Origin of the sequence: Gaetbulibacter aestuarii, assembly GCF_039537665.1 — a bacterium.
GTDB lineage: Bacteria > Bacteroidota > Bacteroidia > Flavobacteriales > Flavobacteriaceae > Gaetbulibacter_A > Gaetbulibacter_A aestuarii.
The window spans coordinates 98,716-120,995 of sequence record NZ_BAABAY010000006.1 but is presented as its reverse complement, the minus strand read 5'-3'; the positions used below and the strand labels follow the sequence as shown (position 1 = coordinate 120,995).

Below are 22,280 nucleotides of genomic sequence, written 5' to 3'. Positions count from 1 at the left end.
TAAGTTCTATTTTTGTCTTAAAATTTAAACCTATGATTACTTCAGATCAAATTAAGGATCTCAATACCCGCCTTGACAAACTAAGGCACTATCTTTGACATCGACAAGAAAAAGATAGAAATCCAAAACGAAGAAGAACAAACTTTCGACCCCAATTTTTGGGATAATCCCCGCGAAGCGGAAACGGTAATGAAATCCATTCGGGTTAAGAAAAAATGGATCGAAGATTACAACGCCGTGAAAACTTTAGTGGAAGATCTGGAAGTGATCTATGAGTTCTTTAAAGAAGGTGAATCTACGGCTGAAGATGTTGAGAACCGTTACGATAAAGCCATAAATTTATTAGAAGCCATCGAATTCAGGAATATGCTTTCTGATGAAGGTGATAGCCTGAGCGCTGTACTCCAAATAACCGCCGGTGCCGGTGGAACCGAAAGCTGTGACTGGGCAAGCATGCTCATGCGTATGTATTTAATGTATGCGGAAAAAAGTGGCTTTAAGGTGAAAGAACTGAACTTTCAGGAAGGCGATGTAGCCGGAATTAAAACAGTGACCTTAGAGATTGATGGCGATTTCGCTTTTGGCTGGTTAAAAGGTGAAAACGGTGTACATCGCCTGGTGCGTATCTCCCCTTTTGATAGTAACGCGAAACGACATACCAGTTTTGCTTCTGTTTATGTGTATCCTTTAGTTGACGATTCCATCGAAATTGAAATAAATCCGGCCGATATTGAGATCACTACAGCACGATCTAGCGGTGCCGGTGGACAAAATGTTAACAAAGTGGAAACCAAAGTACAATTAACCCACAAACCTACCGGAATACAAATTTCGTGCTCTGAGACACGTTCACAGCACGATAACCGGGCTCGGGCCTTACAAATGTTGAAATCTCAGTTGTACGAAATTGAACTTGAAAAACAATTATCCCAACGCGAAGATATCGAAGCCAATAAAAAGAAGATCGAATGGGGAAGCCAGATTCGAAACTACGTGATGCACCCTTATAAATTAGTGAAAGATGTGCGCACCGGTCATGAAACCGGTAATGTAGATGCTGTGATGGACGGCAATATCGATGGGTTTTTAAAAGCTTATCTTATGATGATGGGTCAAAAGACTGAAGCCGACGATCAATTATGAAAATTATAAACAATATTATTTTTGATCTGGGTGGTGTTCTTATCGATTGGAATCCTGAATATGTATTTTTAGATGCTTTTGATGGCGATCGTGAGAAGACCACATGGTTTTTGAATACTATTTGTACTAGCGATTGGAATGAAAATCAAGATGCCGGATATCCACTCCAGCAAGCTACCGAAGATCTCGTGGCTGAATTTCCGGATTATGAAAAATATATTCGGATGTTCTATGGCGATTGGCCAAAAATGTTGGGAGGATCTATTGACGAAACCGTTAGCATATTCAAAAATTTGAAGCAATCCCAGAATTACAAGATCGTAGCACTCACCAACTGGAGCAGTGAAACCTTTCCTATTGCAAAAAAACGTTTTGATTTTTTAGATTGGTTCGATGGGATTGTGGTTTCGGGTGAAGAAAAGGTTAGAAAACCATTCAAAAAAATTTATGAGATCTGTTTGAACCGTTTCGATTTAAAGGCTGAAAGCACGTTATTCATTGACGATAACTTAAGAAATATTAAAGCCGCGGAGGCATTAAAAATTAATGGGATCCATTACAAGAGTCCACAACAATTAAAAAACGACTTAAAACAATTTAATATCTTAATATCATGATCACAATATATCATAATAATCGCTGTAGAAAATCCAGAGAAGGCCTGGCCATTCTTGAAGATTCAGGAAAACCATATAAAGTGATTAAATATCTGGAAGATACACCTTCACCAGAAGAGCTCTCGGGAATAATTAACCTGTTAGGGATAAAACCCATAGAATTGATCCGAACCAATGAAGCCATTTGGAAAAGCGATTACAAAGGTAAAGAGCTTAGTGATTCAGAGATTATCGAAGCCATGGTGCAACACCCAAAACTTATTGAACGCCCGATAGTTATCAATGGAAATAAGGCTGTTGTAGGAAGACCGCCTGAGAAAATTTCGGATATTTTGTAATTTTGTTTAATTATTTGATAAAATGTTTTAACAAAAAATTAACCGAAAAGCGTGTCTTATAATGTAGTTTTGCAGAAAACACCACGACTACAAATTTTATGAGCACTAAAAACATATTTTCACTTCTATTTATCGTATTAACGGCTTTCTACGGCTATGCAACTGAACCTGACAAGAACATTACGATTAAAGGAACAGTAATTGATGCCGAAACGAAAGCACCTCTTGAATTTGCTACCGTTTCAATTCGAAATCACGACGATCAAAAGGTGATCGATGGTGTTATCACCGACGCTTCAGGAGCATTTAAAATGCGTGTAGCCCAAGGAATCTATGACATTAAAGTTGAATATATATCCTATAAATCGATAACCTTTGAAGATCGGACAATAAACGAGAATACCGATCTGGGCGTTATCGCCTTAGCGCTTAACGTAGAGTCCCTTAATGCTGTTGAAATTGTTGCAGAGCGTACCACGGTGGAGATCAAGCTCGATAAAAAGATCTACAACATAGGTAAAGACCTAACGACCGCCGGTGGAACTGTAAGTGATGCATTGAATAATGTACCATCTGTTGCTGTAGATATTGAAGGAAATATAAGCCTGAGAGGTAATGGCAATGTGAAAATTTTGATCAATGGTAAACCCTCTGCTATGGCAGGTTTCGGTAATACCAATATATTGAGTCAGCTACCTGCCGAAGCCATAGAACGTGTTGAAGTAATTACTTCGCCATCAGCACGATATGACGCTGAAGGAACAGCAGGTATCCTAAATATTATTTTACGCCAAAAGGAAACTCTGGGCTTTAACGGTTCTATTAATCTAACATTAGGAAACCCTGATAATTTAGGATTCTCTTCTAATATTAATTATCGCACAGAAAAATTTAACATCTTCTCTAATATAGGTTATCGTTACTTTGATGCACCCCGAACGAATTATAACGACACACGTTATTTTGAGCGCACAGTAAATGGTAGTACGGTTACGCCGGAGTTTGAACGCATCACTGAAAATGAAAGAGTAAGCAGACTGAACAGGAATTATAATGCCAATCTAGGTATGGAGTATTTCCTTTCGGATAAAACCTCTGTTACCGGAAGTTTATTCTATCGTTATGGTGAAGATGCTGATTTGGGTATCAATACCAGTAGCCGTTATAATGGCGGCTCCATGGTTGAACAAACCAATCGCCGTGAAAAACAGGACGAAACGGGTAATAACTACCAAATATCTTTGAATTACATTACAAAGTTTGATGATTCAGGGCATCAGTTAACAGCAGATTTTCAATATGAGACCAGAAATGAGAATCAAGATAATTTCATTAATGAAGATTATGTGTTTACCGATCAAACTTATCCTGATCCTTTTCAAAATGAAATCATATATCAAACAGAAGATCGTAAAGAATATTTGATCCAATCAGATTATGTGCTACCAATAGGCGAAGATTCAAGATTTGAAGCAGGTTTCCGCGGCAGATATCAAAATGAAATCACTGACTATTTATTAGAACAGGAAGACATTAATACGGGTAATTATGTTGTGAATGAGGCCATCACCAATATATTTGATTATAGTGAAAATGTAACGGCATTCTATTCACAATATGGAAGTAAATTTGGGCAATTTTCATTCTTACTAGGCCTCCGCCTTGAAAATACGCAATTAAAAGGCAATATCGATTCCAGATTAACGCCCGCAGAGTTACAAGAGGCTTTTGGCTATCCTATCGACACTGACTTTGATAATAATTATTTAGGCCTCTTCCCTACCGTGAATTTTATTTATAATCTCTCCAGTAATGAAGATGATCCGGAGGAAAGTGTTACCCTTGGATTTAACCGTCGGATTAACCGTCCGAGAGGCTGGTATATTTCACCTTACCCGAGACGGTCTAGCCGAACCAACGTATTTCAGGGAAATCCAAATTTACGTCCGGCCTACTCAAGCACCTTTGATTTGGGCTATTTAAAACGCTGGGATGAACTTACCGTTACGGCTTCGGTTTATTACCAGCATGAAACAGCTTCATTTGAACGTATTCAGGAAAATACAGGTCAGCAGACTTCAGATGGTATTGATATCATCAGAACGATTCCGGTAAACCTTTCAACAAATAAGCGTACCGGTGGAGAATTCGGTATTCTCTATAATCCCGCAAAATGGATTCGCTTAAACAGTAGCTTTAATATTTTTCAATTCGAAACGGAGGGTTCCTTTAATAACGTAGATTATGGTGCGAAAAACTCCAGCTGGTTTACCCGTTTTAGTAGTAAAGTAACATTACCGGGTGCAATTGATTGGCAAACCAATGCATATTACAGTGGTGCGCGCCAAGATGCACAAAGCAGCCAAAAAGGAGTATTCGTCATGGATCTGGCCTTCAGTAAGGAAGTTTTAAATGATAAGCTTACCATTTCACTAAATGCTCGTGACCTTTTCAACTCCAGAAAGCGTCGTACGACAACCACAACGGCGTTCTTTACAAATTATGAAGTATCGCAATGGCGTCAACGGCAGGTAAATTTATCGTTCCTGTACCGTTTTAACCAACCACAATCCAAAAGAGAACGCTCAGGACAAGATGAAGGACCTGAAGCTAATTTCGACATTGACGGTTAAAAATCACCTACTCATTTAACTTTTATTTAACCATAAATACCAGGTCAAAACAATAATTTTGCCGCGCTAATATTAAAACCAAAAATGAAAAAAATTGCTCTATTAATCGCCTTGTGTTTTACCACTATTGTTTTTGCAGATCCCGGTGACGCCAAGAAAAACAAAATTACCGGAACTGTTATTGACAAGGATATGAACCTGCCTCTTGAATATGCTACGGTGTCTTTTTTTAGTCATAAAGACGGAAAAGTAGTGGACGGTACCATTACAGATGTTGATGGGAAATTTGAAATTAAAGTGGCTGACGGTACCTACGACATTAAGGTCGAATACATTTCTTATAAATCTGTGGAAATGAAAAATAAGGTTATTGAGGGCAATATGGACCTTGGTAATATTTACTTAACACTTAATACAGAATCTCTGAATGAAGTAGAGATCGTGGCTGAAAAAACCACAGTTGAAGTAAAACTCGATAAAAAAATCTATAATGTAGGAAAGGATCTTACGGTTCGTGGTGGAAATGTAAGTGATGTTCTGGACAACGTACCTTCTGTAGCTGTTGATGCCGAAGGAACAATTACGCTTCGCGGAAACGAAAATGTTAGGATTTTGATAAACGGTAAACCTTCCGGACTGGTTGGATTGAATAGTACAGACGCCTTACAACAATTACCCGCTGATGCTATAGAAAAAGTAGAGGTTATTACATCACCCTCAGCCCGTTATGAAGCGGAAGGAACTGCGGGTATTCTGAATATTATTTTAAGACGTAGTAAATTACAAGGTTTTAATGGTGCAGTAACGACCAACGTAGGTCATCCTAGCCGTGCCGGCATATCGGCCAACGTAAACTATAGAACCGGCGACCTTAATATTTTTAATACGCTATCCTATCGTTATAATGAATCTCCAGGTTATTGGTATTCTTACACAACGTTTAAAAGTACAGGAAATGTTTCGGATGAAAAACGCGATTGGTTAAATACTGATAAAGGAATTACGAACAACTTTGGCGTAGAATGGTATGTAAATAAGTCGGCTTCCATTACCGCTTCCATGGTTTACAGCGACAATAACGGTAGCGAAAATTCAACCAACCGTATTTTTCAGTACGATCCGAATATGAATTTATTATCTGAAACAGTTCGTAGGGATCCTCAGGATAACAGCTCAGGAAATAAACAATATTCATTTAATTACACCAAGAATTTTGATGATAGTGGCCATAAATTAACGCTTGACTTTCAATTTGAAGATAATAACCAGGATCAATACTCTTTGATCAATCAGGATGGTATTGATACCGATATTTTAAGTCAGAAGGTTACCGGTTCTAAATTATTCCTGCGCTCTGATTATTTATTGCCCATTGGAGAAAACAGCCAATTTGAAATGGGATATCGTGGAGATTATGATAGAACAACCACAGATTATCGTGTAGAGCTTTTAAATCCGGATACCAATCAATTTGAGGTTAACACCGACTTAACTAACTTGTTTAAATATAAGAATTACATTCAAGCTGCCTATGTTCAATTTGGTAGTAAAATAGATAATAAGTTTTCTTATTTGCTAGGGCTCCGAATGGAAAACACACAATTGACTTTGGATCAGCCTACATCAGGAGATTTTGAAGGTCGGAATTTCACAGGATTATTCCCAACCATCAACCTGACATACGAGTTTAGTGAGAAGGAAAATTTAAGTTTAGGTTTCAACCGAAGATTAAGACGTCCCTGGTCATTCTTCTTAAATCCTTACCCTTCAAGAAGTAGTATTACGAATATCTTTCAGGGGAATCCGGGATTACTCCCAACCTATTCCGGACAATTCGATCTTGGATATCTGAATCGTTTCAATAATTTCGTATTAACAACATCTGTGTATTATTCACATGCTACTGATGTTATTCGTTTTGTGAGTAGAGAATCAGGCGATTTTGTAGATATTGACGGGCGCCAGGTTCCGGTAATCCTAAGAGGTCCTTTAAACATTGCCACGGAAGACCGTTATGGTTATGAGTTCAACCTAAGTTATAGTCCATCAAGAAAGTGGCGTGTGAATACCGATTTTAATATATTCAATTCGGTGATCACCGGAAGTTACCAGGATAATAGTTTTGACTCTAAAAATGTATCATGGCGAGCGCGATTAAATAACAAATACACATTGCCATTAGGGATCGACTGGCAAACCAATTTCAATTATCGTGGTCCAAGCCGAGATGCTCAAAACACAAACGAGGGTGTTTTTGCAATAGATGTTGCTTTTAGTAAAGATCTTTTCAAAGACAAGGCATCTATAGCTTTTAATATCAATGACCTATTGAATAGCAGAACGTTCAACGGTACCGTAGATACACCACAATTTACAACTGTAAGAGAATTGCGATTCCGTGGAGTTCGTTCTTATAACCTGTCATTCACCTATCGCTTTAATCAACAGAAAAAACCAAGTCGCGAAAGAAACTACGGCGGTGGCGGAGATATGGATATCCAAATGTAAATTAAGATATATACCAAACAAAAAAGGAAGTCCAAATGAACTTCCTTTTTTTATCTAAAAATATCTTTATTTACCTAAGAATTCTGACGCTTAGCCTTTTTTTCTTCTCTAATTTCTTGAAGACGTTCAATGAGCGCACCTCCAATCCAGTAAGGAATAACGAAGGTAATTAAGAAAATCATTAACCAAAAACCGATGGTTAATATGGTTAAGAATGCTAAAAAGCCTAAATATTGGTCAAATTCAAACATCATGGTATGTTACGTTTTTTTAATCTTAGGCAAAGATAGTATAAAGAGTTTTGTTAAGCAATACCGTTTTAAATTTTTCTTAACAGAACCTAGTTTAAATTAGGCTGCGGCGTAATTCTTAAATAAGGCTTAACCTCTTTAAAACCTTTTGGAAAAATATCCGGAATATCCTTTGTTGCAATGGAAGGTGAAACCACACAATCCTCTCCAAATTTCCAGTTTGCCGGTGTAGCTACCTTGTAATAAGCTGTTAATTGAAGGGAATCAATAACGCGTAATAATTCATCAAAATTTCTTCCCGTAGAAGCCGGATACACAATAATGAGTTTTATTTTTTTATCAGGACCAATTATAAAAACGGAACGTACGGTTTGCTTATCATTCGCATTGGGGTGAATCATATCATACAATTCCGAAACCTTGTGATCTTCATCAGCTATAATAGGAAAATTAACTTCTGTATGTTGCGTTTCATTAATATCCTTGATCCAGGCTTTGTGAGATTCTAATCCATCAACACTTAATGCAATGGTTTTTACGTCGCGTTTATCAAATTCAGGTTTGTATTTTGCAACCGTTCCCAGTTCAGTAGTACAAACGGGTGTATAATCTGCAGGATGGGAAAACAATATACCCCAATCGTCTCCAAGCCACTCGTGAAACTTTATTTCACCTTGTGTGGTTTGCGCTGTAAAATCGGGAGCGGTGTCCCCTAGTCTTAAATTAGCCATAGTATTTTTATTTTAAATTATTATTTCCTACAAATTTAATAGGTTTAATAGGAATAACAAAGAAGTGCGTGTTATTAATACGTTAAATATGCAAAGAAATCCATAGGGATTATTCCTTTAAAACGGCATAAATAAATTAACTTTGTAACATCGAATAAAAAGTATAATCCAATGGAATACAGAATAGAAAAAGATACCATGGGGGAAGTTAAAGTTCCCGCTGATAAACTTTGGGGCGCTCAAACAGAACGTTCCAGAAATAATTTTAAAATTGGTCCTGAGGCCTCTATGCCTTTGGAGATCATATATGGTTTTGCCTATCTTAAAAAAGCTGCGGCATACACGAACTGTGAATTAGGTGTGCTGTCTAAAGATAAGCGTGATCTTATCGCAGAGGTTTGTAACGAGATCCTGGCAGGTAAGCATGATGACCAATTTCCATTAGTGATCTGGCAAACAGGATCCGGCACACAAAGTAACATGAATGTTAATGAGGTTATTGCGAATCGTGCCCATCAATTGGCCGGACATAAAATTGGTGAAGGAGAAAAAACCATCCAACCCAACGATGATGTTAATAAATCGCAATCCTCGAACGATACCTTCCCTACCGGAATGCATATTGCTATTTATAAGAAAGTTGTAGAAAACACACTTCCGGGAGTTAAAAAACTAAGAGATACATTACATAAGAAATCACAGGAATTTAAATCCATCGTAAAGATCGGTCGAACGCATCTCATGGATGCTACGCCGCTAACCCTCGGTCAGGAAATTTCAGGTTATACCGCACAATTAGATCATGGTATCAAAGCCCTGGAAAACACGTTATCGCATTTAAGTGAATTGGCTTTAGGTGGCACTGCCGTTGGAACAGGACTTAACACACCGAAAGGCTATAGTAAACGCGTGGCAGAATATATTGCAGAATTTACTAAGCTGCCCTTTATTACGGCTCCAAATAAATTTGAAGCATTGGCAGCTCACGACGCTTTAGTTGAAACACATGGTGCATTAAAGCAATTAGCTGTATCCTTGAATAAAATTGGAAATGACATACGAATGCTGGCCTCCGGACCTCGCTCCGGTATCGGAGAAATTACAATTCCGGCCAACGAACCCGGAAGTTCTATTATGCCCGGAAAAGTAAATCCCACCCAGTGCGAAGCCCTAACCATGGTTTGCGCTCAGGTTATTGGTAATGATGTTTCTGTGTCTGTTGGTGGTTTACAAGGGCAGTACGAACTCAATGTTTTTAAACCTGTAATGGCTGCTAATGTGCTTCAATCAGCACAACTAATTGGTGATGCCTGCATAAGTTTTAATGATAACTGTGCGGTTGGTATCGAGCCTAATAAAAAGGTTATTGATAAAATGGTAAATAATTCTTTAATGCTGGTAACGGCATTAAATACCAAAATAGGTTATTACAAAGCGGCTGAAATTGCGAATACCGCCCATAAAAATGGTACCACACTTAAAGAAGAAGCCATTAATCTTGGATACGTTACTGCTGAAGAATATGACGAATGGGTAAAACCTGAAGACATGGTAGGCAGCTTGAAATGACAGGAAGAATTTATTTTAAAGTAAAAAAACAGGTAACATGGGTTACCTGTTTTTTTTGTTGGTTAGCTATTAATCCTTTTGAATGTTGTTGAAAAAGAATTACTCAAATATAAGCGTAATGTAAATGTTAAAAATTAACAAATGTTAAATTAGTCCATTTTTTTTACGAATACGACTTAATTGTACCGGTGTGATTCCCAAATAAGATGCAATATGGTATTGAGATACTAACTGATTAATATTAGGTTGCTGTTTTAATAATTTCTTGTAGCGTTGCGTTGCGTCCAGTGATATTTGATCTACCAAACGTGCTTCATATTTTGAATATAGCAATTCCAAAATACGCGTATAAAATTCTTTTAGATCCTCATTGGTTCTGCACAATTCCATTAATTTCTTATAATCTACAGCATACATTTTGGAATCACTAAGGGTTTCAAAAACAAACTGCGAAGGATTTTGTCTTAGTAACGCGGTTAAAGAACCCACGAAGCTCACCGGAAAATAAAATGTTTTATTGAACTCTTTCCCCGACTCTGTTGAGATATAACATCGTATAGAGCCATCAACAAGCATATATAGTTTTGCTGGAATTTCCCCAAGTTTAACGACATGAGTTTCTGCAGGAACCTCTATAAATTCTGAAATATCGGCAATCGCCTTAAAAGAATTTTCAGAGATAGAGGCTATAGAGTTTAAAAACTTAAAGTTACGATGCATTGAGAAATAGGTCAATTTACATGCCTAAATATAATGGCTTTAGTAATTTGAACACTATTATTTTCTACAACGAACTTATAAATTAGGTTTATTTGCTAAAAGGGCATAAAAAAAACCTCAGGTATGAACCTGAGGTTTTTAAATTTCTTATTTGAATTTGAGATTATTGTAAACTGAATTCTGAAGTTGACACTAAATCTTTTTTATTATATACATTTACTGTATAACGTCCTTCCGGGAAATCGGCTTCCGAAGTTTTATCGATAAATTCACAAATATTCAAACTTGATCCTTCATAATTAAACTTACTAATCGTACTATAGTTAATGGTTTTCGCCATTTCTCCTTCTCCAAAAGTCACTTGTTCATTTAATCCCATTACTTGTTTGCTTGGGCCTAAAACCTGGATATAAAGTTCTTCATCTCCTGGTTGAACCAATTTATTTTTAGCAACTAAAAAACACACTCGGATCTTGTCACTTCTTCTGGCTCGTTCAGTTGGAATAACTTTTCCTGAAGTTCTAACAATTACGCCTGAAGCTTTCATATCTAAGGCTGATAATACGGCGGCATTTTCAACAACTTCAGCCAATGCTGTATTCTGCAATAATAAAGAATCGGTAAATACGGTACGTTCTTCCAGGCGTACACGTGTACTATCCAGAGAAGTCGCTAAATAAGAGTTTTGAACCTTTAACGAATCATTTTGTGCCAATAATTTGTCCATTTCTTTTTGTAACGATAAGTATTTGGTTTTGTATCTCCACAAACTTTTTACGTTAGTTTCAGAAATTTTTAAAGAATCAATCAATCCTTGAATTCTTGCACGAGCTTCTACTAAATTAGCATTAGCAATATCATTTTCATTAATCGCCTGGTCGTATTGTTTCGCCATAGCGTTTAGATCATTCATTACTAACTGCTTTTCTTCAGTTAATTGTTGTTCATTTTCTTTACTGCTTTTGTAAAGATTTAAGGTGTAGAAACCGGTGGCAATAAATAAAACCACTGCGATCACTAATCCAACCTTAAGAGGCGTGTTGCTTTTATTATTTTCCATAATTTTGCTTTTAGTGTTTTTAATATTAATTCTTATTACGATATCTCTCGCATTCAGTTTAATATACGCAGGATATTTTTTTTTAGATGTTTTTAATAAAAAAAAGTTATTAACTCTGAATTTATTACCATTGAAATCCAGCATTAATTTATGGAAATAAACATTGTTTCATATCAACCACAACTCGCAAAAGCTTTTTACGATCTCAATATCGAGTGGCTAAAACATTTTTTTTATGTTGAAGCTTATGATGAAGAAGTTTTAAGCAAACCTGAAAAATATATTATTAATAAGGGTGGCCATATTTTTTTCGCTTCGCGGAAAGACACCATTCTTGGAACCGCAGCCTTGATGCCTTTAAAGGGCACTGATGCATTTGAACTTACCAAGATGGGCGTGTCTCCAAAATATCGGGGGTTGCAAATCGGACAAAAATTGATGCAACACTGCATCGATTTTGCTAAAAACAACAACATGACAAAACTCATCATCTACTCGAATACTATTTTAGAGAATGCGATCCATATTTATAAGAAGTATGGTTTTAAAGAAATTCCAGTAGAACCCGATGTGGCCTACGAGCGCTGTAATATTAAGTTAGAATTACCACTTTAATCAGTCCGTTAATTTCTTAACGATATCCTTCACAGGAAGAATTTCATTAGTGTATTCTATACTTGGTCCTGCTACCCAAACGGTTTTATAGGTGGCTTTGGTGGCAGCGTTTTTGGTGGCATTCATCCCAATGGAAAAACGGATCATTTTAACCCACTTTTTCAATTTCTTATTTTTATTAAGTATAGATTCTAACCAGGTTTGTTTTGTGCCTATTTTTTGAACATATGGCGTATTGATCACCGTACAGGGCGTTCCGGAAATGCGCTCGGTCATTACAATATCATCGGCACCATATTCCACGCAAGCTTGTTTGTATTCATCCGTTACCTGAGCTTCTTCCGAAGCAATAAACGGACTCCCAACAGAAACACCATCAGCGCCATAACCTAACATTTTTTCAACATCAGCCTTGCAGCCAACACCACCTGCCGAGATCACGGGAATACTGATATTCGATTTCAACTCTTTGATTAAGGCCTCCGGCGATATATTACCGCGGTGTCCCCCAGCCTGATTATTCACCGCAATCGCGGCATCAGCTCCCAGACCTTCAACTTTTTGCGCAAACTTCAGATCTACCACATCACAAAAAACCTTAATACCTGCCGCATGGGCTTTTTTTATGGTTTCTTCGGGACTGCCTAAAGACGTTATGATAAAATCGCAACCTGCTTCACAAAGCACTTGCAACTGGTCCTTATATTTAATATTGGATTTATTCACAATTAAATTGAATCCAAAAGCTCCACCTTCAACTTTTGCGGCTTTCAGTTCTTGAATAGCAGCTTTTAATTCATCTAAAGTGCGATAATTTAAAGCAGGTATACAACCGGCAATACCACTTTTCATGGCCTCTATAACCATGGCCGTATTCGACACCAAAAACATAGGCGCCTGAATAATCGGATATTTTATTCCTAATATGTCGTTGAGTTTAGCTGTCATTCTGTTTCAATTTGAACAAATATACTAAATTATTATGCATGCATAACAAATGATTTTCCGCTAATCCTTAAAACGATAATAGCCACATTTCAAATAGGCGCCTTCCGAAAAACTAACAGGATGATCTACATCATGACCGGTTTGTAAAATAAGATGGTACTTCCGGTGCCCCTGACGCAACTGTTCCTTATTGATATCGAAAAATGCCTGAGCCGTTACCCTTGAAGAACACGACGCTAAAACCAGCAATCCGTTTTTAGCAGTCAGCTTTTCGCCTAGCTCGGCCAATTTAGCATATTTCTTTTTGGCCAACGTAATTTCAGAAGTTTGCTTCGCAAAACTGGGCGGATCAATAACTACAACATCAAAAGTTTTCTGATCTTTAATAAGCTTCTTAAGCGCTTCGAAAGCATCACCTGCAATAAGCTCATGAGTTCCACTGTAATCGTTTAATTTCCCGTTTTTATATGCGATATCTAAGGCCTGCTTACTGATATCTAAACTTGTAACTTCCTTTGCTCCACCAGCTAAGGCATGAACCGAAAATCCTCCGGCATAAGAAAACACATCCAAAACGGTTTTACCCCTGCTCCATCCTCCTACTTGTTTCCGATTGGCCCGGTGATCCAAAAAGTACCCTGTTTTATGGCCTTTGATCACATGAGCTGAAAAATTGACACCGTGTTCTACAAATTTAACGACCTCATTTTCCAAAGCGCCATAAATAACCTCGCCATCTACAAAGTGATGTGAATCCGATTGCAGTAATTGCCGGCTCAAACGTAAAACAATGGTCTGGCAATCCGTAATTTCCTGAAGCCCTGGAATCATAATCTCTAAATACGGCAACCATATTTCCGAATATAACTTTACCACCAAAACATTAGCATATACATCAGCTATGAATCCCGGTAATCCATCATTTTCCCCAAAGATCAACCGGTAACTATTGGTATTGGTTTTTAATAGAGGTTTTCGTTTTTCAAATGCGTCTTCAATCTTCCGTCTAAAAAAATCTTTATTTATCACTACAGGATCATTTCCGTGATACAATATTTTAATGCGGATTGGTGATTCCGGATCATACAATCCAATGCCAACCATACCATTCGATTTACCGCCAAAAATAATGGCAAGATCTCCGGCATGCCCCCCTTTATTGATCTTTTTGATCGCCTTGGAAAACACCCAGGGATGCCCTTTCAAAACATATTGTTCACCGGTGGCATTGAGTTTAACCGCAAGACGCTTGGGTTGATCATTTGATCTTAATTTATCCGAAAAGGTCATCATCTCATTTTTCTAAGTACAAAGAAACAATTTTATCCAAAGAAAAAGCGCAGCTTTTAGGCTACGCTTTCACATTTGTTGGTAATGGTTAATTAGTTTTAAATTTTAAGCCTTCTGACTTTTCACTGCTAAAGCATAAATAACTAATCCAAATCCTATTTTATTAATGGCATCTGCAATGTTGTAGGCTACATCAACACTTCCTGAACCTAAAATGCTGGTGTACCATCCATCAGTTCCAAGCATGTATCCTAATGGGTAAATTGCCCAACCAACTAAAACAAACCAGCATAGGATTTTGTGAGATTTTAGAATATCACCTCCTGCTGTTGTTGCTAATTTTTTGGCGCTTCCCAACCAGATTTCATACACAATGTAGAAATAAGCCAATCCTGAGATGAATCCCCATAGCGCAGCCTGACCAGGGAAAACGGCTTCACCGAAATATCCTGTAACAAGCATGATCAATGAGAAAATGATCATTTTCCAAAGTAGGGTTTTAGTTGCTCCTACTACTTTTAGAATTAAATAAAACTCAACACACATTAAAGGCACGGTTAATACCCAATCTACATATCTAAAGAATGTTGGCGATTCTTGAAAGCTGGTCCAATAGTCGCGCATGTAGAAGTAATGCACCGCAGCAATGAAAGTAATAAGTCCTGAAACTAATACCGAGGTACGCCATTTTTTATCAAATTGGCTCAGGGATAAAAAGAAAAAGGCTGATGCTGCCATCATGGCCATACAACCTACAAAAAAAGTAAATCCTACATAATCCGTAGGATCTAATTTGGCAATTTCACTTGTTAAAAATAGTGTTTTCATAGTTAATTATTTTTTTGTTTAAACAAATATAAAAAATGTTAAACACATATATTATATTTATCTAAAATATTTTCACACTATTTTAGTAATCTGATAAAATATTATGACTAATTTTTACAATATAGCAATCGTATTGAGTTTTGTTGGGTTATGGATCAATGCTATTTTACCTCAAAATTTAGAAATAATATTAGGATTCCTGCTCATTTTTTCTTTTGGAATTTTGCATGGCTCAAACGACATTTTGATACTCGATACCATCGAAAATAAAAAAAGTCAATTTCCTTTTTTAAAAATTTTAATCACCTATGTCATAACCGTTCTTATCGTTGTTGTAGTCTTTTACATGTTACCTTCCTTCGCTTTGTTACTATTCATTCTTTTCAGCGGATTTCATTTTGGACAACAACATTGGGAGCATAAAGATTTAAACGTATCAATGGTAGTTAAAAACATGTTCTATGCCATTTACGGGTTGTTGGTTCTTAATTTACTTTTCGTCTGTCAGTCCAAAGACGTTATAAATATTGTAGACATAATCACCGGGCAGAAAATAACAGTAACCCTTATTCAATACACCTTTATTGTGAATACCATATTATTAATAACGGCTGCCGGCTATTTGCTCCTTAAAAACTCCGACTTAAAATCTCAGTTACTTGCTGAAGTATTTTATCTGTTGTTGTTTGCCATTATATTTAAAGTGGGAACGCTTATCTGGAGCTTTGCCATTTATTTTATCTTTTGGCATAGCATCCCTTCGCTATTGGAACAAATTCAATTTATTTATGGAAATATCTCAAAAAAATCTATTTGGGATTATTGCAAAAAGGCCCTGCCCTATTGGCTAGTATCCTTAACCGGAATGGCTGTTTTAGTTTACTTATTTGAAGACACGGCCTTGTTTTATGCTTTGTTCTTTTCCTTTATTGCAGCCGTAACATTTCCTCACACTATTGTGATCAATAAATTATTCATGAATAAAAAAACGCAACCCGAATAGAGTTGCGTTTTCTGTTTTTATAAGATTTTAAGATCTTATTTCACTTCTTCAAAATCTACGTCTTCAACGTCGCTTCCTTCGCCTTGTCCGTTTTGACTGGCGTCAGGTCCTTGTTGCTGACCATCACCGCCGGCGGCTTGTTGCGCGTCAGCTTGTGCTTTGTACATTTCTTCAGAAGCTACTTTCCAGGCTTCATTTATTTTATCTAAAGCCGGTGTAATCACATCGATATCTTTAGTTTCATAAGCTTTCTTAAGCTCTTCTAAAGCATCCTGGATTGGTTTTTTCTTGTCGTCTGACAATTTATCACCAAACTCTTCCAATTGTTTTTCTGTCTGGAAGATCATAGAATCTGCTTCATTCAATTTCTGAGCTTTTTCAGCAGCTTTTTTATCCGCTTCAGCATTCGCTTCAGCATCAGCTTTCATTTTCTCGATTTCTTCTTCGGTTAATCCTGAAGACGCTTCAATTCTGATGTCTTGAGATTTACCGGTAGCTTTATCCGTAGCCGATACTTTAATAATACCGTTAGCATCAATATCAAAAGTTACTTCAATTTGTGGCACACCGCGTTTTGCCGGTGGAATACCATCTAAGTGGAAACGACCAATGGTTTTGTTATCCGCAGCCATGGCACGCTCACCTTGTAACACATGAATCTCAACAGAAGGCTGATTATCAGCAGCTGTAGAGAACACCTGTGATTTCTTGGTTGGGATGGTCGTGTTTGCTTCGATCAATTTCGTAAACACATTACCCATAGTTTCAATACCTAATGATAATGGGGTTACATCAAGAAGCAACACATCTTTCACATCTCCTGTTAATACACCACCTTGAATCGCAGCACCTAAAGCCACTACTTCATCAGGGTTAACACCTTTACTTGGTGCTTTTCCGAAGAATTTTTCAACGGCAGCCTGTACAGCAGGAATACGTGTTGAACCACCAACCAAAATAATTTGGTCAATATCACTCTTACTTAAACCTGCAGCTTTTAAAGCTTTTTCACAAGGTGCAATGGTACGTTTCACTAAATCGTCAATCAATTGCTCGAATTTAGAACGTGTCAATGTACGCACCAGATGTTTTGGTCCGCTTGAAGTTGCTGTAATATAAGGTAAATTAATTTCTGTTTGTGTTGAAGACGACAACTCGATCTTAGCTTTCTCAGCCGCTTCTTTTAAACGTTGTAAAGACATAGGGTCTTTACGAAGGTCAATAGACTCTTCTTTATTAAACTCATCGGCTAACCAGTTGATGATCTTTTCATCTACATCATCACCACCAAGGTGTGTATCACCATCTGTAGATAATACTTCAAAAACGCCGTCGCCTAACTCGAGTACAGATACGTCATGCGTACCACCACCAAAGTCAAATACAACGATCTTGTGATCTTCACCTTTTTTATCTAAACCATAAGCCAATGCCGCAGCGGTAGGCTCATTTATAATACGTTCTACTTTTAAACCTGCGATCTCACCGGCTTCTTTTGTGGCCTGACGCTGAGAGTCATTAAAATAAGCAGGTACTGTAATTACGGCACGAGTTACATCTTGTCCAAGATAATCCTCAGCAGTTTTCTTCATTTTCTGAAGAATCATAGCCGATAATTCCTGAGGGGTATATTTACGCCCTTCAATTTCAACTCTAGGCGTATCATTATCTCCCTTTACTACTTTATAAGGTACACGTTCTGCCTCATTCTTAGATTCAGAATATTTATTACCCATAAAACGTTTTATCGAATAAATCGTGTTATGTGGGTTGGTTACTGCTTGTCGTTTTGCAGGATCCCCAACTTTAATTTCGCCACCTTCAACAAAAGCGATAACCGATGGCGTAGTGCGTTTACCTTCAGCATTTGGGATTACAACGGGCTCATTCCCTTCCATTACGGAAACGCATGAGTTGGTTGTTCCTAAATCAATTCCAATAATTTTACTCATAATATATCTTTTAATTGTGTTGAATGTTCGTTTAAACTGTCACCCACTATAAGTCAATCATTATGCCAACAAAAAAATGCTGACACAGTGTCAGCACTTCAAATCTAAGTTATTATTTTTCTGGGCGTTACCCCTCCTGCGTCGCGGTCGGGCTTTCGCTAGTCGCGCTTTGCAAGGCGCTCCAACAGGCCGCTCAATCCCTAACGCAGTCCTATTCAGCTTTGGTACAACCGGTTCGGCGTCTGGTATCTATAAGGTAAATAATTTTCCAACCGTTCTCCGATTTAAACAACTGGAACGAATTCACACCACAATGGCTAAAGGCATCATTAAACCAAAACTCATAAGGCGTCCAGGCATGGGCCATCGCACCATCGATATTAATGTCATAATCCAGCAAACGCTCATCCCATTTCTGATCGTCCGGCCGATAAGCGATCGCTTTCAATAACCCATCTAAACCTTCCTGCCGTAATAAGGTTTTACCCGCTTTATTTTTTCCAATGGTCTGCAAAATAGCATCTCTGGTCATAACCGAGGCTACCATGCTGGAATCTCCCTTATGAAATCCATCAAAAAAAGTTTTAATAGTTGCTTTTACCTGCTCTTGTTCATTAGATTGACCATAGCTCGTGGTAGCAAAAACTATAGACAACATTAATATGAAGCAGGTTTTGTAAATAGGTTTACCAAATTTCATTTAATCCGTTTTTAAGTGCAGCTTTATATTTTTCCTGATCAAATGAGTACAAGTCCGGAGCTTTATGGGCGCCGCCTTTCCGAGTCTCATCCAATTTAATTAAAATATCATAACGCAATATTTTTCTATAAAAATTACCGCGATTCAATTTTTTATCCAAAATGATCTCATACAACCTTTGCAGTTCAGGCATCGTAAATTTTTCCGGTAGTAAATTATAACCAATAGGTTTATGGATCAATTGTTTCCTTAACGTTTCCAGAGCTTTATCAAAAATAAATTGGTGATCCATCATTAATTCCGGTAGCCTGTTTATGTCGCGCCAGCCACAATCTGTAGATAATTCATCAACTACAGGTTCAACTTCTGTAAAATCAACCAAAGCGTAAAACCCTATTGAAATAAAACGTTGCTTAAAAAATGAATCGTCCGGTAAATAGTCAAAAGCGGCTTCAGAACGATGCGTTTCACCAAACACACGAAATTGCTGCAAGTAAATATTTGTAGCTCCTGTTCGGGCTTCCAAAATTCGGTTCGCTGCAATCTTTAAATTTTCATCTTTCAGAATATAACCACCCGGCAAGCCCCACGAATCACTTTCTTTCATTTTCAAAAGCAATACCTTTAAAGCACCTTCATGAAAACCAAATACGACACAATCAATAGACAAATGCGGCAAATAGATTTCCCAGGCTTCAATTGATCTTTTCTCCAGTAAGGCTTTAAAAGTCATAATATGTTATAATCTGCTAATTTAATCAATAGATTTTAACTAACACTGTTAATAAATTCCTGATTTTTCTTTTGTAAATATATTAAAATTTAGTATCATTGCTTCATAATGAAGCATTAATATTAAAGCAGTCCGTATGATTAGTAATTCTCCCTTCCCGATTAATAGCAAAACAATCCTAATTGGCGGACTGCTTTGCTTCACTTTAGCCTGTACTAAAGAGGAAAACAGCTCCGAAATTCCAACGTTAACCATTGACGATTATACCTTTCTTGATTTTAACCAAAATGGAAAATTAGATCCCTATGAAGATACGCGTCTTACTTTAGAGGCTCGTGCAACAGATCTTGCTTCCAGACTAACCGAAGAAGAAAAAGCCAATTTATTGGTTGGTGGCGGTATGCCGGGTTTTAATGCTGAAACCATGCAATTTGACCCGAATCCGAAGGATGTAAAAGTACCCGGCGCAGCTGGTAGAATCAATGCTATTCCACGTTTAGGATTACCAAAAGTTATTGTAGCTGATGGACCTGCGGGCTTACGTATATTACCTACTCGCGGTAACGATACCACAACAACTTACTACGCAACTGCTTTTCCGGTGGGAACTGCACTTGCATCTACCTGGAACACCGATCTTGTTGAAAGTGTTGGTGAAGCTATGGGTAACGAGGTAAAAGAATATGGTGTGGATGTACTCTTAGGTCCCGGAATGAACATCCATAGAAACCCCTTGAATGGTAGAAATTTTGAATATTATTCTGAAGACCCTGTACTTTCAGGTACTATCGCAGCAGCGATGGTGAATGGCATTCAATCCAAGGATGTTGGAACCTCTATAAAACACTTCGTAGCGAATAATCAGGAACGTAACCGTATGGGAATTAATGCCCATATTAGTGAGCGTGCCATGCGAGAGATCTATTTAAGAGGGTTTGAGATCGCCGTGAAAAAAGCGCAACCATGGACGGTGATGTCTTCTTATAATAAAGTAAACGGCACATACACTTCAGAGCGCAAAGATCTATTAACTACCATCTTAAGAGACGAGTGGGGTTTCAAGGGTTTAGTGATGACGGATTGGTTTGGTGGCTATGACGGTTTTCAGGGGGTAAAAAATGATACCAGTGATGTCGCTGCACAACTTAAAGCCGGAAACGATCTGCTTATGCCCGGTGTTCCCGGACAGAAAGCAGCGCTATTAAACGACCTTAAAACAGGCGATCTAAGCATGGATGCTGTAGACACTGATCTAAAACGTGTGTTAGAACTGGTTTTGAGATCGCCTTCTATGGATCGCTATAAATATTCTAACAAACCGGATCTGGAAGCCCACGCCATTATTGCAAGAAATGCTGGAGCCGAGTCTACCGTTTTGTTGAAAAATGAAATTAACACGCTTCCTTTTACAGATAAATCAATGCCTTTGGCTGTTTTCGGAAGCACTTCATATAACTTTATTGCCGGAGGAACAGGAAGCGGTGATGTGAATGAAGCTTACACGGTTCCGTTGATCGACGGACTTACCAATGCTGGTTTCCAATTGGATCAATCCTTAACGGATGTTTACGAACCTTATGTAAATGAGCAAAAAGAAAAAGAAGCCGAACGTCGTAAAAAAGAAGGTTTATTATCAGTACCACAACGTATGCCTGAATTAAAACTTGAGCAATCCTTAGTGAATGACATGGCTAAGAAGTCAGGAATAGCACTGATTACAATAGGTAGAAATTCTGGCGAGTCAGGTGACAGAACGGTTGAAAATGATTTCAACCTGGCACAAGATGAACAAGATCTTATTACTATGGTTTCTGAAGCATTTCATGCGCAAAATAAAAAAGTCGTAGTGATCTTGAATATTGGTGGTGTTGTAGAAACAGCATCGTGGAAAAACAAAGTTGACGCTATTTTATTGCCCTGGCAAGGTGGTCAGGAAGCCGGTAATGCCGTAGCCGATGTGTTTACCGGAAAAGTAAACCCTTCAGGTAAATTAACCATGACCTTCCCCGTGAATTATGAAGATGCTATCGCTACTGAAAACTGGATAGGAACGCCTGAGGATAATCCAACAAGTGTGTCTTATAAAGAAGGTATTTATGTAGGCTATCGCTTTTTCAATACCGCAGGTGTTAAACCATCTTATCCTTTTGGATACGGTTTGTCATACACGAATTTTGAATATTCAGATGCAAAATTGAGTTCTAATAACTTTAAGGATATGATGCGTGTTTCAGTTACTGTAAAAAATACTGGAAAGACAGCAGGAAAAGAAGTTGTCCAGCTTTACTTAGCAGCACCGAACAAGATGATCGATAAGCCGAAAGAAGAATTAAAGACTTTCGCAAAAACAAAATTATTACAACCTGGTGAATCGCAAACCCTAACCTTAATGTTAAACCCTAAGGATCTGGCATCTTTTATTCCTGAAAAAAATGCCTGGATCGCAGAGGCCGGTGATTATAAAGTACTAATAGGTGCTTCATCTTTAGATATTCTAGAAGAACTCTCATTCTCTCTTGATAGTGTGTTGATAGCAGAAAAAACACATCCGGCTTTTGCCTTAGATGTGCCATTTACGGATTTGAAGTTTTAGTTTTTCAAAAGTTTTTTCGAACAATGGGTCCAAATTTCTTTGGGCCCT

The 22,280-nt window shown here is 37.7% G+C and carries 19 protein-coding genes; 9 read left to right on the top strand and 10 right to left on the bottom strand.

What is annotated here, in order from left to right; translation table 11 throughout:
- Window positions 1-32 precede the first annotated feature (32 nt).
- From prfB to ABD682_RS12375, 5 genes are all read left to right on the top strand, one after another.
- A protein-coding gene (prfB, locus tag ABD682_RS12395; RefSeq protein WP_344741778.1) for a peptide chain release factor 2 occupies window positions 33-1,143 on the top strand; the annotation gives its coding sequence in 2 pieces (ribosomal slippage) (window positions 33-95 and window positions 97-1,143; 1,110 coding nt in all).
- Window positions 1,140-1,760 carry an HAD family hydrolase gene (locus tag ABD682_RS12390; protein ID WP_344741777.1) on the top strand — a complete coding sequence of 207 codons (621 nt, stop codon included), beginning with the start codon at window positions 1,140-1,142 and terminating at the stop codon, window positions 1,758-1,760. Before prfB ends, ABD682_RS12390 begins: the two co-directional genes overlap by 4 nt.
- Complete coding sequence (gene arsC, locus ABD682_RS12385) at window positions 1,757-2,098, top strand: arsenate reductase (glutaredoxin) (RefSeq protein WP_344741776.1); 342 nt, start codon at window positions 1,757-1,759, stop codon at window positions 2,096-2,098. Before ABD682_RS12390 ends, arsC begins: the two co-directional genes overlap by 4 nt.
- 98 nt (window positions 2,099-2,196) lie before the next feature.
- Complete coding sequence (locus tag ABD682_RS12380; protein ID WP_344741775.1) at window positions 2,197-4,731, top strand: TonB-dependent receptor domain-containing protein; 2,535 nt, start codon at window positions 2,197-2,199, stop codon at window positions 4,729-4,731.
- An 84-nt stretch (window positions 4,732-4,815) separates the two neighbouring features.
- The gene (locus ABD682_RS12375; RefSeq protein ID WP_344741773.1) at window positions 4,816-7,239 is read left to right on the top strand and encodes a TonB-dependent receptor; all 2,424 of its coding nucleotides are present in this window, start codon (window positions 4,816-4,818) and stop codon (window positions 7,237-7,239) included.
- 74 nt (window positions 7,240-7,313) lie between these two features.
- On the opposite strand, the gene ABD682_RS12370 is transcribed toward ABD682_RS12375, so the two are convergent.
- Both ABD682_RS12370 and ABD682_RS12365 read right to left on the bottom strand, forming a co-directional pair.
- Complete coding sequence (locus ABD682_RS12370) at window positions 7,314-7,493, bottom strand: hypothetical protein (protein ID WP_344741987.1); 180 nt, start codon at window positions 7,491-7,493, stop codon at window positions 7,314-7,316.
- Between the two features lie 86 nt (window positions 7,494-7,579).
- Window positions 7,580-8,221, bottom strand: coding sequence for a peroxiredoxin (locus ABD682_RS12365; RefSeq protein WP_344741772.1), 642 nt, complete (start codon window positions 8,219-8,221; stop codon window positions 7,580-7,582).
- A 171-nt stretch (window positions 8,222-8,392) separates the two neighbouring features.
- On the opposite strand from ABD682_RS12365, the gene fumC reads away from it, so the two are divergent.
- Window positions 8,393-9,790 (top strand): class II fumarate hydratase, encoded by a 1,398-nt coding sequence (fumC, locus tag ABD682_RS12360; protein WP_344741770.1) that lies wholly within the window; start codon window positions 8,393-8,395, stop codon window positions 9,788-9,790.
- 144 nt (window positions 9,791-9,934) lie between these two features.
- Here the strand turns inward: fumC and ABD682_RS12355 are convergent, their stop codons facing one another.
- Window positions 9,935-10,510, bottom strand: a complete 576-nt coding sequence (locus tag ABD682_RS12355) for a Crp/Fnr family transcriptional regulator (RefSeq protein ID WP_344741768.1) — start codon at window positions 10,508-10,510, stop codon at window positions 9,935-9,937.
- Window positions 10,511-10,673: 163 nt separating this feature from the next.
- Window positions 10,674-11,570, bottom strand: a complete 897-nt coding sequence (locus ABD682_RS12350) for a chromosome partitioning protein ParA (protein WP_344741767.1) — start codon at window positions 11,568-11,570, stop codon at window positions 10,674-10,676.
- Window positions 11,571-11,720: 150 nt separating this feature from the next.
- Between ABD682_RS12350 and ABD682_RS12345 the strand changes: the two genes are divergently transcribed.
- Entirely contained in the window at window positions 11,721-12,185 is a 465-nt protein-coding gene (locus tag ABD682_RS12345) for a GNAT family N-acetyltransferase (protein ID WP_344741765.1), read from the top strand.
- On the opposite strand, the gene ABD682_RS12340 is transcribed toward ABD682_RS12345, so the two are convergent.
- From ABD682_RS12340 to ABD682_RS12330, 3 genes are all read right to left on the bottom strand, one after another.
- Entirely contained in the window at window positions 12,186-13,133 is a 948-nt protein-coding gene (locus tag ABD682_RS12340; protein WP_344741764.1) for an NAD(P)H-dependent flavin oxidoreductase, read from the bottom strand.
- A 60-nt stretch (window positions 13,134-13,193) separates the two neighbouring features.
- Window positions 13,194-14,426, bottom strand: a complete 1,233-nt coding sequence (locus ABD682_RS12335; protein WP_344741763.1) for a class I SAM-dependent rRNA methyltransferase — start codon at window positions 14,424-14,426, stop codon at window positions 13,194-13,196.
- A gap of 102 nt (window positions 14,427-14,528) precedes the next feature.
- Window positions 14,529-15,251: a bacteriorhodopsin-like gene (locus ABD682_RS12330; RefSeq protein WP_344741761.1), complete on the bottom strand. Its 723-nt coding sequence runs from the start codon at window positions 15,249-15,251 to the stop codon at window positions 14,529-14,531.
- 103 nt (window positions 15,252-15,354) lie between these two features.
- Here ABD682_RS12330 and ABD682_RS12325 point away from each other — a divergent pair, with 103 nt between their 5' ends.
- A complete protein-coding gene (locus ABD682_RS12325; RefSeq protein WP_344741760.1) occupies window positions 15,355-16,254 on the top strand; it encodes a Brp/Blh family beta-carotene 15,15'-dioxygenase in 900 nt (299 codons plus the stop codon).
- Window positions 16,255-16,289: 35 nt separating this feature from the next.
- On the opposite strand, the gene dnaK is transcribed toward ABD682_RS12325, so the two are convergent.
- The 3 genes from dnaK to ABD682_RS12310 form a co-directional block, all read right to left on the bottom strand.
- Window positions 16,290-18,206: a molecular chaperone DnaK gene (dnaK, locus tag ABD682_RS12320; protein ID WP_344741759.1), complete on the bottom strand. Its 1,917-nt coding sequence runs from the start codon at window positions 18,204-18,206 to the stop codon at window positions 16,290-16,292.
- A 211-nt stretch (window positions 18,207-18,417) separates the two neighbouring features.
- Entirely contained in the window at window positions 18,418-18,906 is a 489-nt protein-coding gene (locus ABD682_RS12315; RefSeq protein WP_344741757.1) for a nuclear transport factor 2 family protein, read from the bottom strand.
- On the bottom strand, window positions 18,893-19,639 hold the full coding sequence (locus tag ABD682_RS12310; RefSeq protein ID WP_344741756.1) for an NUDIX hydrolase: 747 nt from the start codon (window positions 19,637-19,639) through the stop codon (window positions 18,893-18,895). The genes ABD682_RS12315 and ABD682_RS12310 overlap by 14 nt, the downstream gene beginning before the upstream one ends.
- Window positions 19,640-19,775: 136 nt before the next feature.
- On the opposite strand from ABD682_RS12310, the gene ABD682_RS12305 reads away from it, so the two are divergent.
- Window positions 19,776-22,232, top strand: a complete 2,457-nt coding sequence (locus ABD682_RS12305; RefSeq protein ID WP_344741755.1) for a glycoside hydrolase family 3 N-terminal domain-containing protein — start codon at window positions 19,776-19,778, stop codon at window positions 22,230-22,232.
- Window positions 22,233-22,280: the final 48 nt, after the last annotated feature.

Coding starts and splice junctions, on each gene's coding strand:
- ABD682_RS12365 (WP_344741772.1), bottom strand. CDS start 8,221: ATGGCTAATTTAAGACTAGGGGACACCGCTCCCGATTTTACAGCGCAA.
- ABD682_RS12335 (WP_344741763.1), bottom strand. CDS start 14,426: ATGATGACCTTTTCGGATAAATTAAGATCAAATGATCAACCCAAGCGT.
- ABD682_RS12355 (WP_344741768.1), bottom strand. CDS start 10,510: ATGCATCGTAACTTTAAGTTTTTAAACTCTATAGCCTCTATCTCTGAA.
- ABD682_RS12305 (WP_344741755.1), top strand. CDS start 19,776: ATGATTAGTAATTCTCCCTTCCCGATTAATAGCAAAACAATCCTAATT.
- ABD682_RS12315 (WP_344741757.1), bottom strand. CDS start 18,906: ATGAAATTTGGTAAACCTATTTACAAAACCTGCTTCATATTAATGTTG.
- ABD682_RS12340 (WP_344741764.1), bottom strand. CDS start 13,133: ATGACAGCTAAACTCAACGACATATTAGGAATAAAATATCCGATTATT.
- arsC (WP_344741776.1), top strand. CDS start 1,757: ATGATCACAATATATCATAATAATCGCTGTAGAAAATCCAGAGAAGGC.
- ABD682_RS12325 (WP_344741760.1), top strand. CDS start 15,355: ATGACTAATTTTTACAATATAGCAATCGTATTGAGTTTTGTTGGGTTA.
- ABD682_RS12310 (WP_344741756.1), bottom strand. CDS start 19,639: ATGACTTTTAAAGCCTTACTGGAGAAAAGATCAATTGAAGCCTGGGAA.
- fumC (WP_344741770.1), top strand. CDS start 8,393: ATGGAATACAGAATAGAAAAAGATACCATGGGGGAAGTTAAAGTTCCC.
- ABD682_RS12330 (WP_344741761.1), bottom strand. CDS start 15,251: ATGAAAACACTATTTTTAACAAGTGAAATTGCCAAATTAGATCCTACG.
- ABD682_RS12380 (WP_344741775.1), top strand. CDS start 2,197: ATGAGCACTAAAAACATATTTTCACTTCTATTTATCGTATTAACGGCT.
- ABD682_RS12350 (WP_344741767.1), bottom strand. CDS start 11,570: ATGGAAAATAATAAAAGCAACACGCCTCTTAAGGTTGGATTAGTGATC.
- ABD682_RS12345 (WP_344741765.1), top strand. CDS start 11,721: ATGGAAATAAACATTGTTTCATATCAACCACAACTCGCAAAAGCTTTT.
- ABD682_RS12375 (WP_344741773.1), top strand. CDS start 4,816: ATGAAAAAAATTGCTCTATTAATCGCCTTGTGTTTTACCACTATTGTT.
- dnaK (WP_344741759.1), bottom strand. CDS start 18,206: ATGAGTAAAATTATTGGAATTGATTTAGGAACAACCAACTCATGCGTT.
- ABD682_RS12370 (WP_344741987.1), bottom strand. CDS start 7,493: ATGATGTTTGAATTTGACCAATATTTAGGCTTTTTAGCATTCTTAACC.
- ABD682_RS12390 (WP_344741777.1), top strand. CDS start 1,140: ATGAAAATTATAAACAATATTATTTTTGATCTGGGTGGTGTTCTTATC.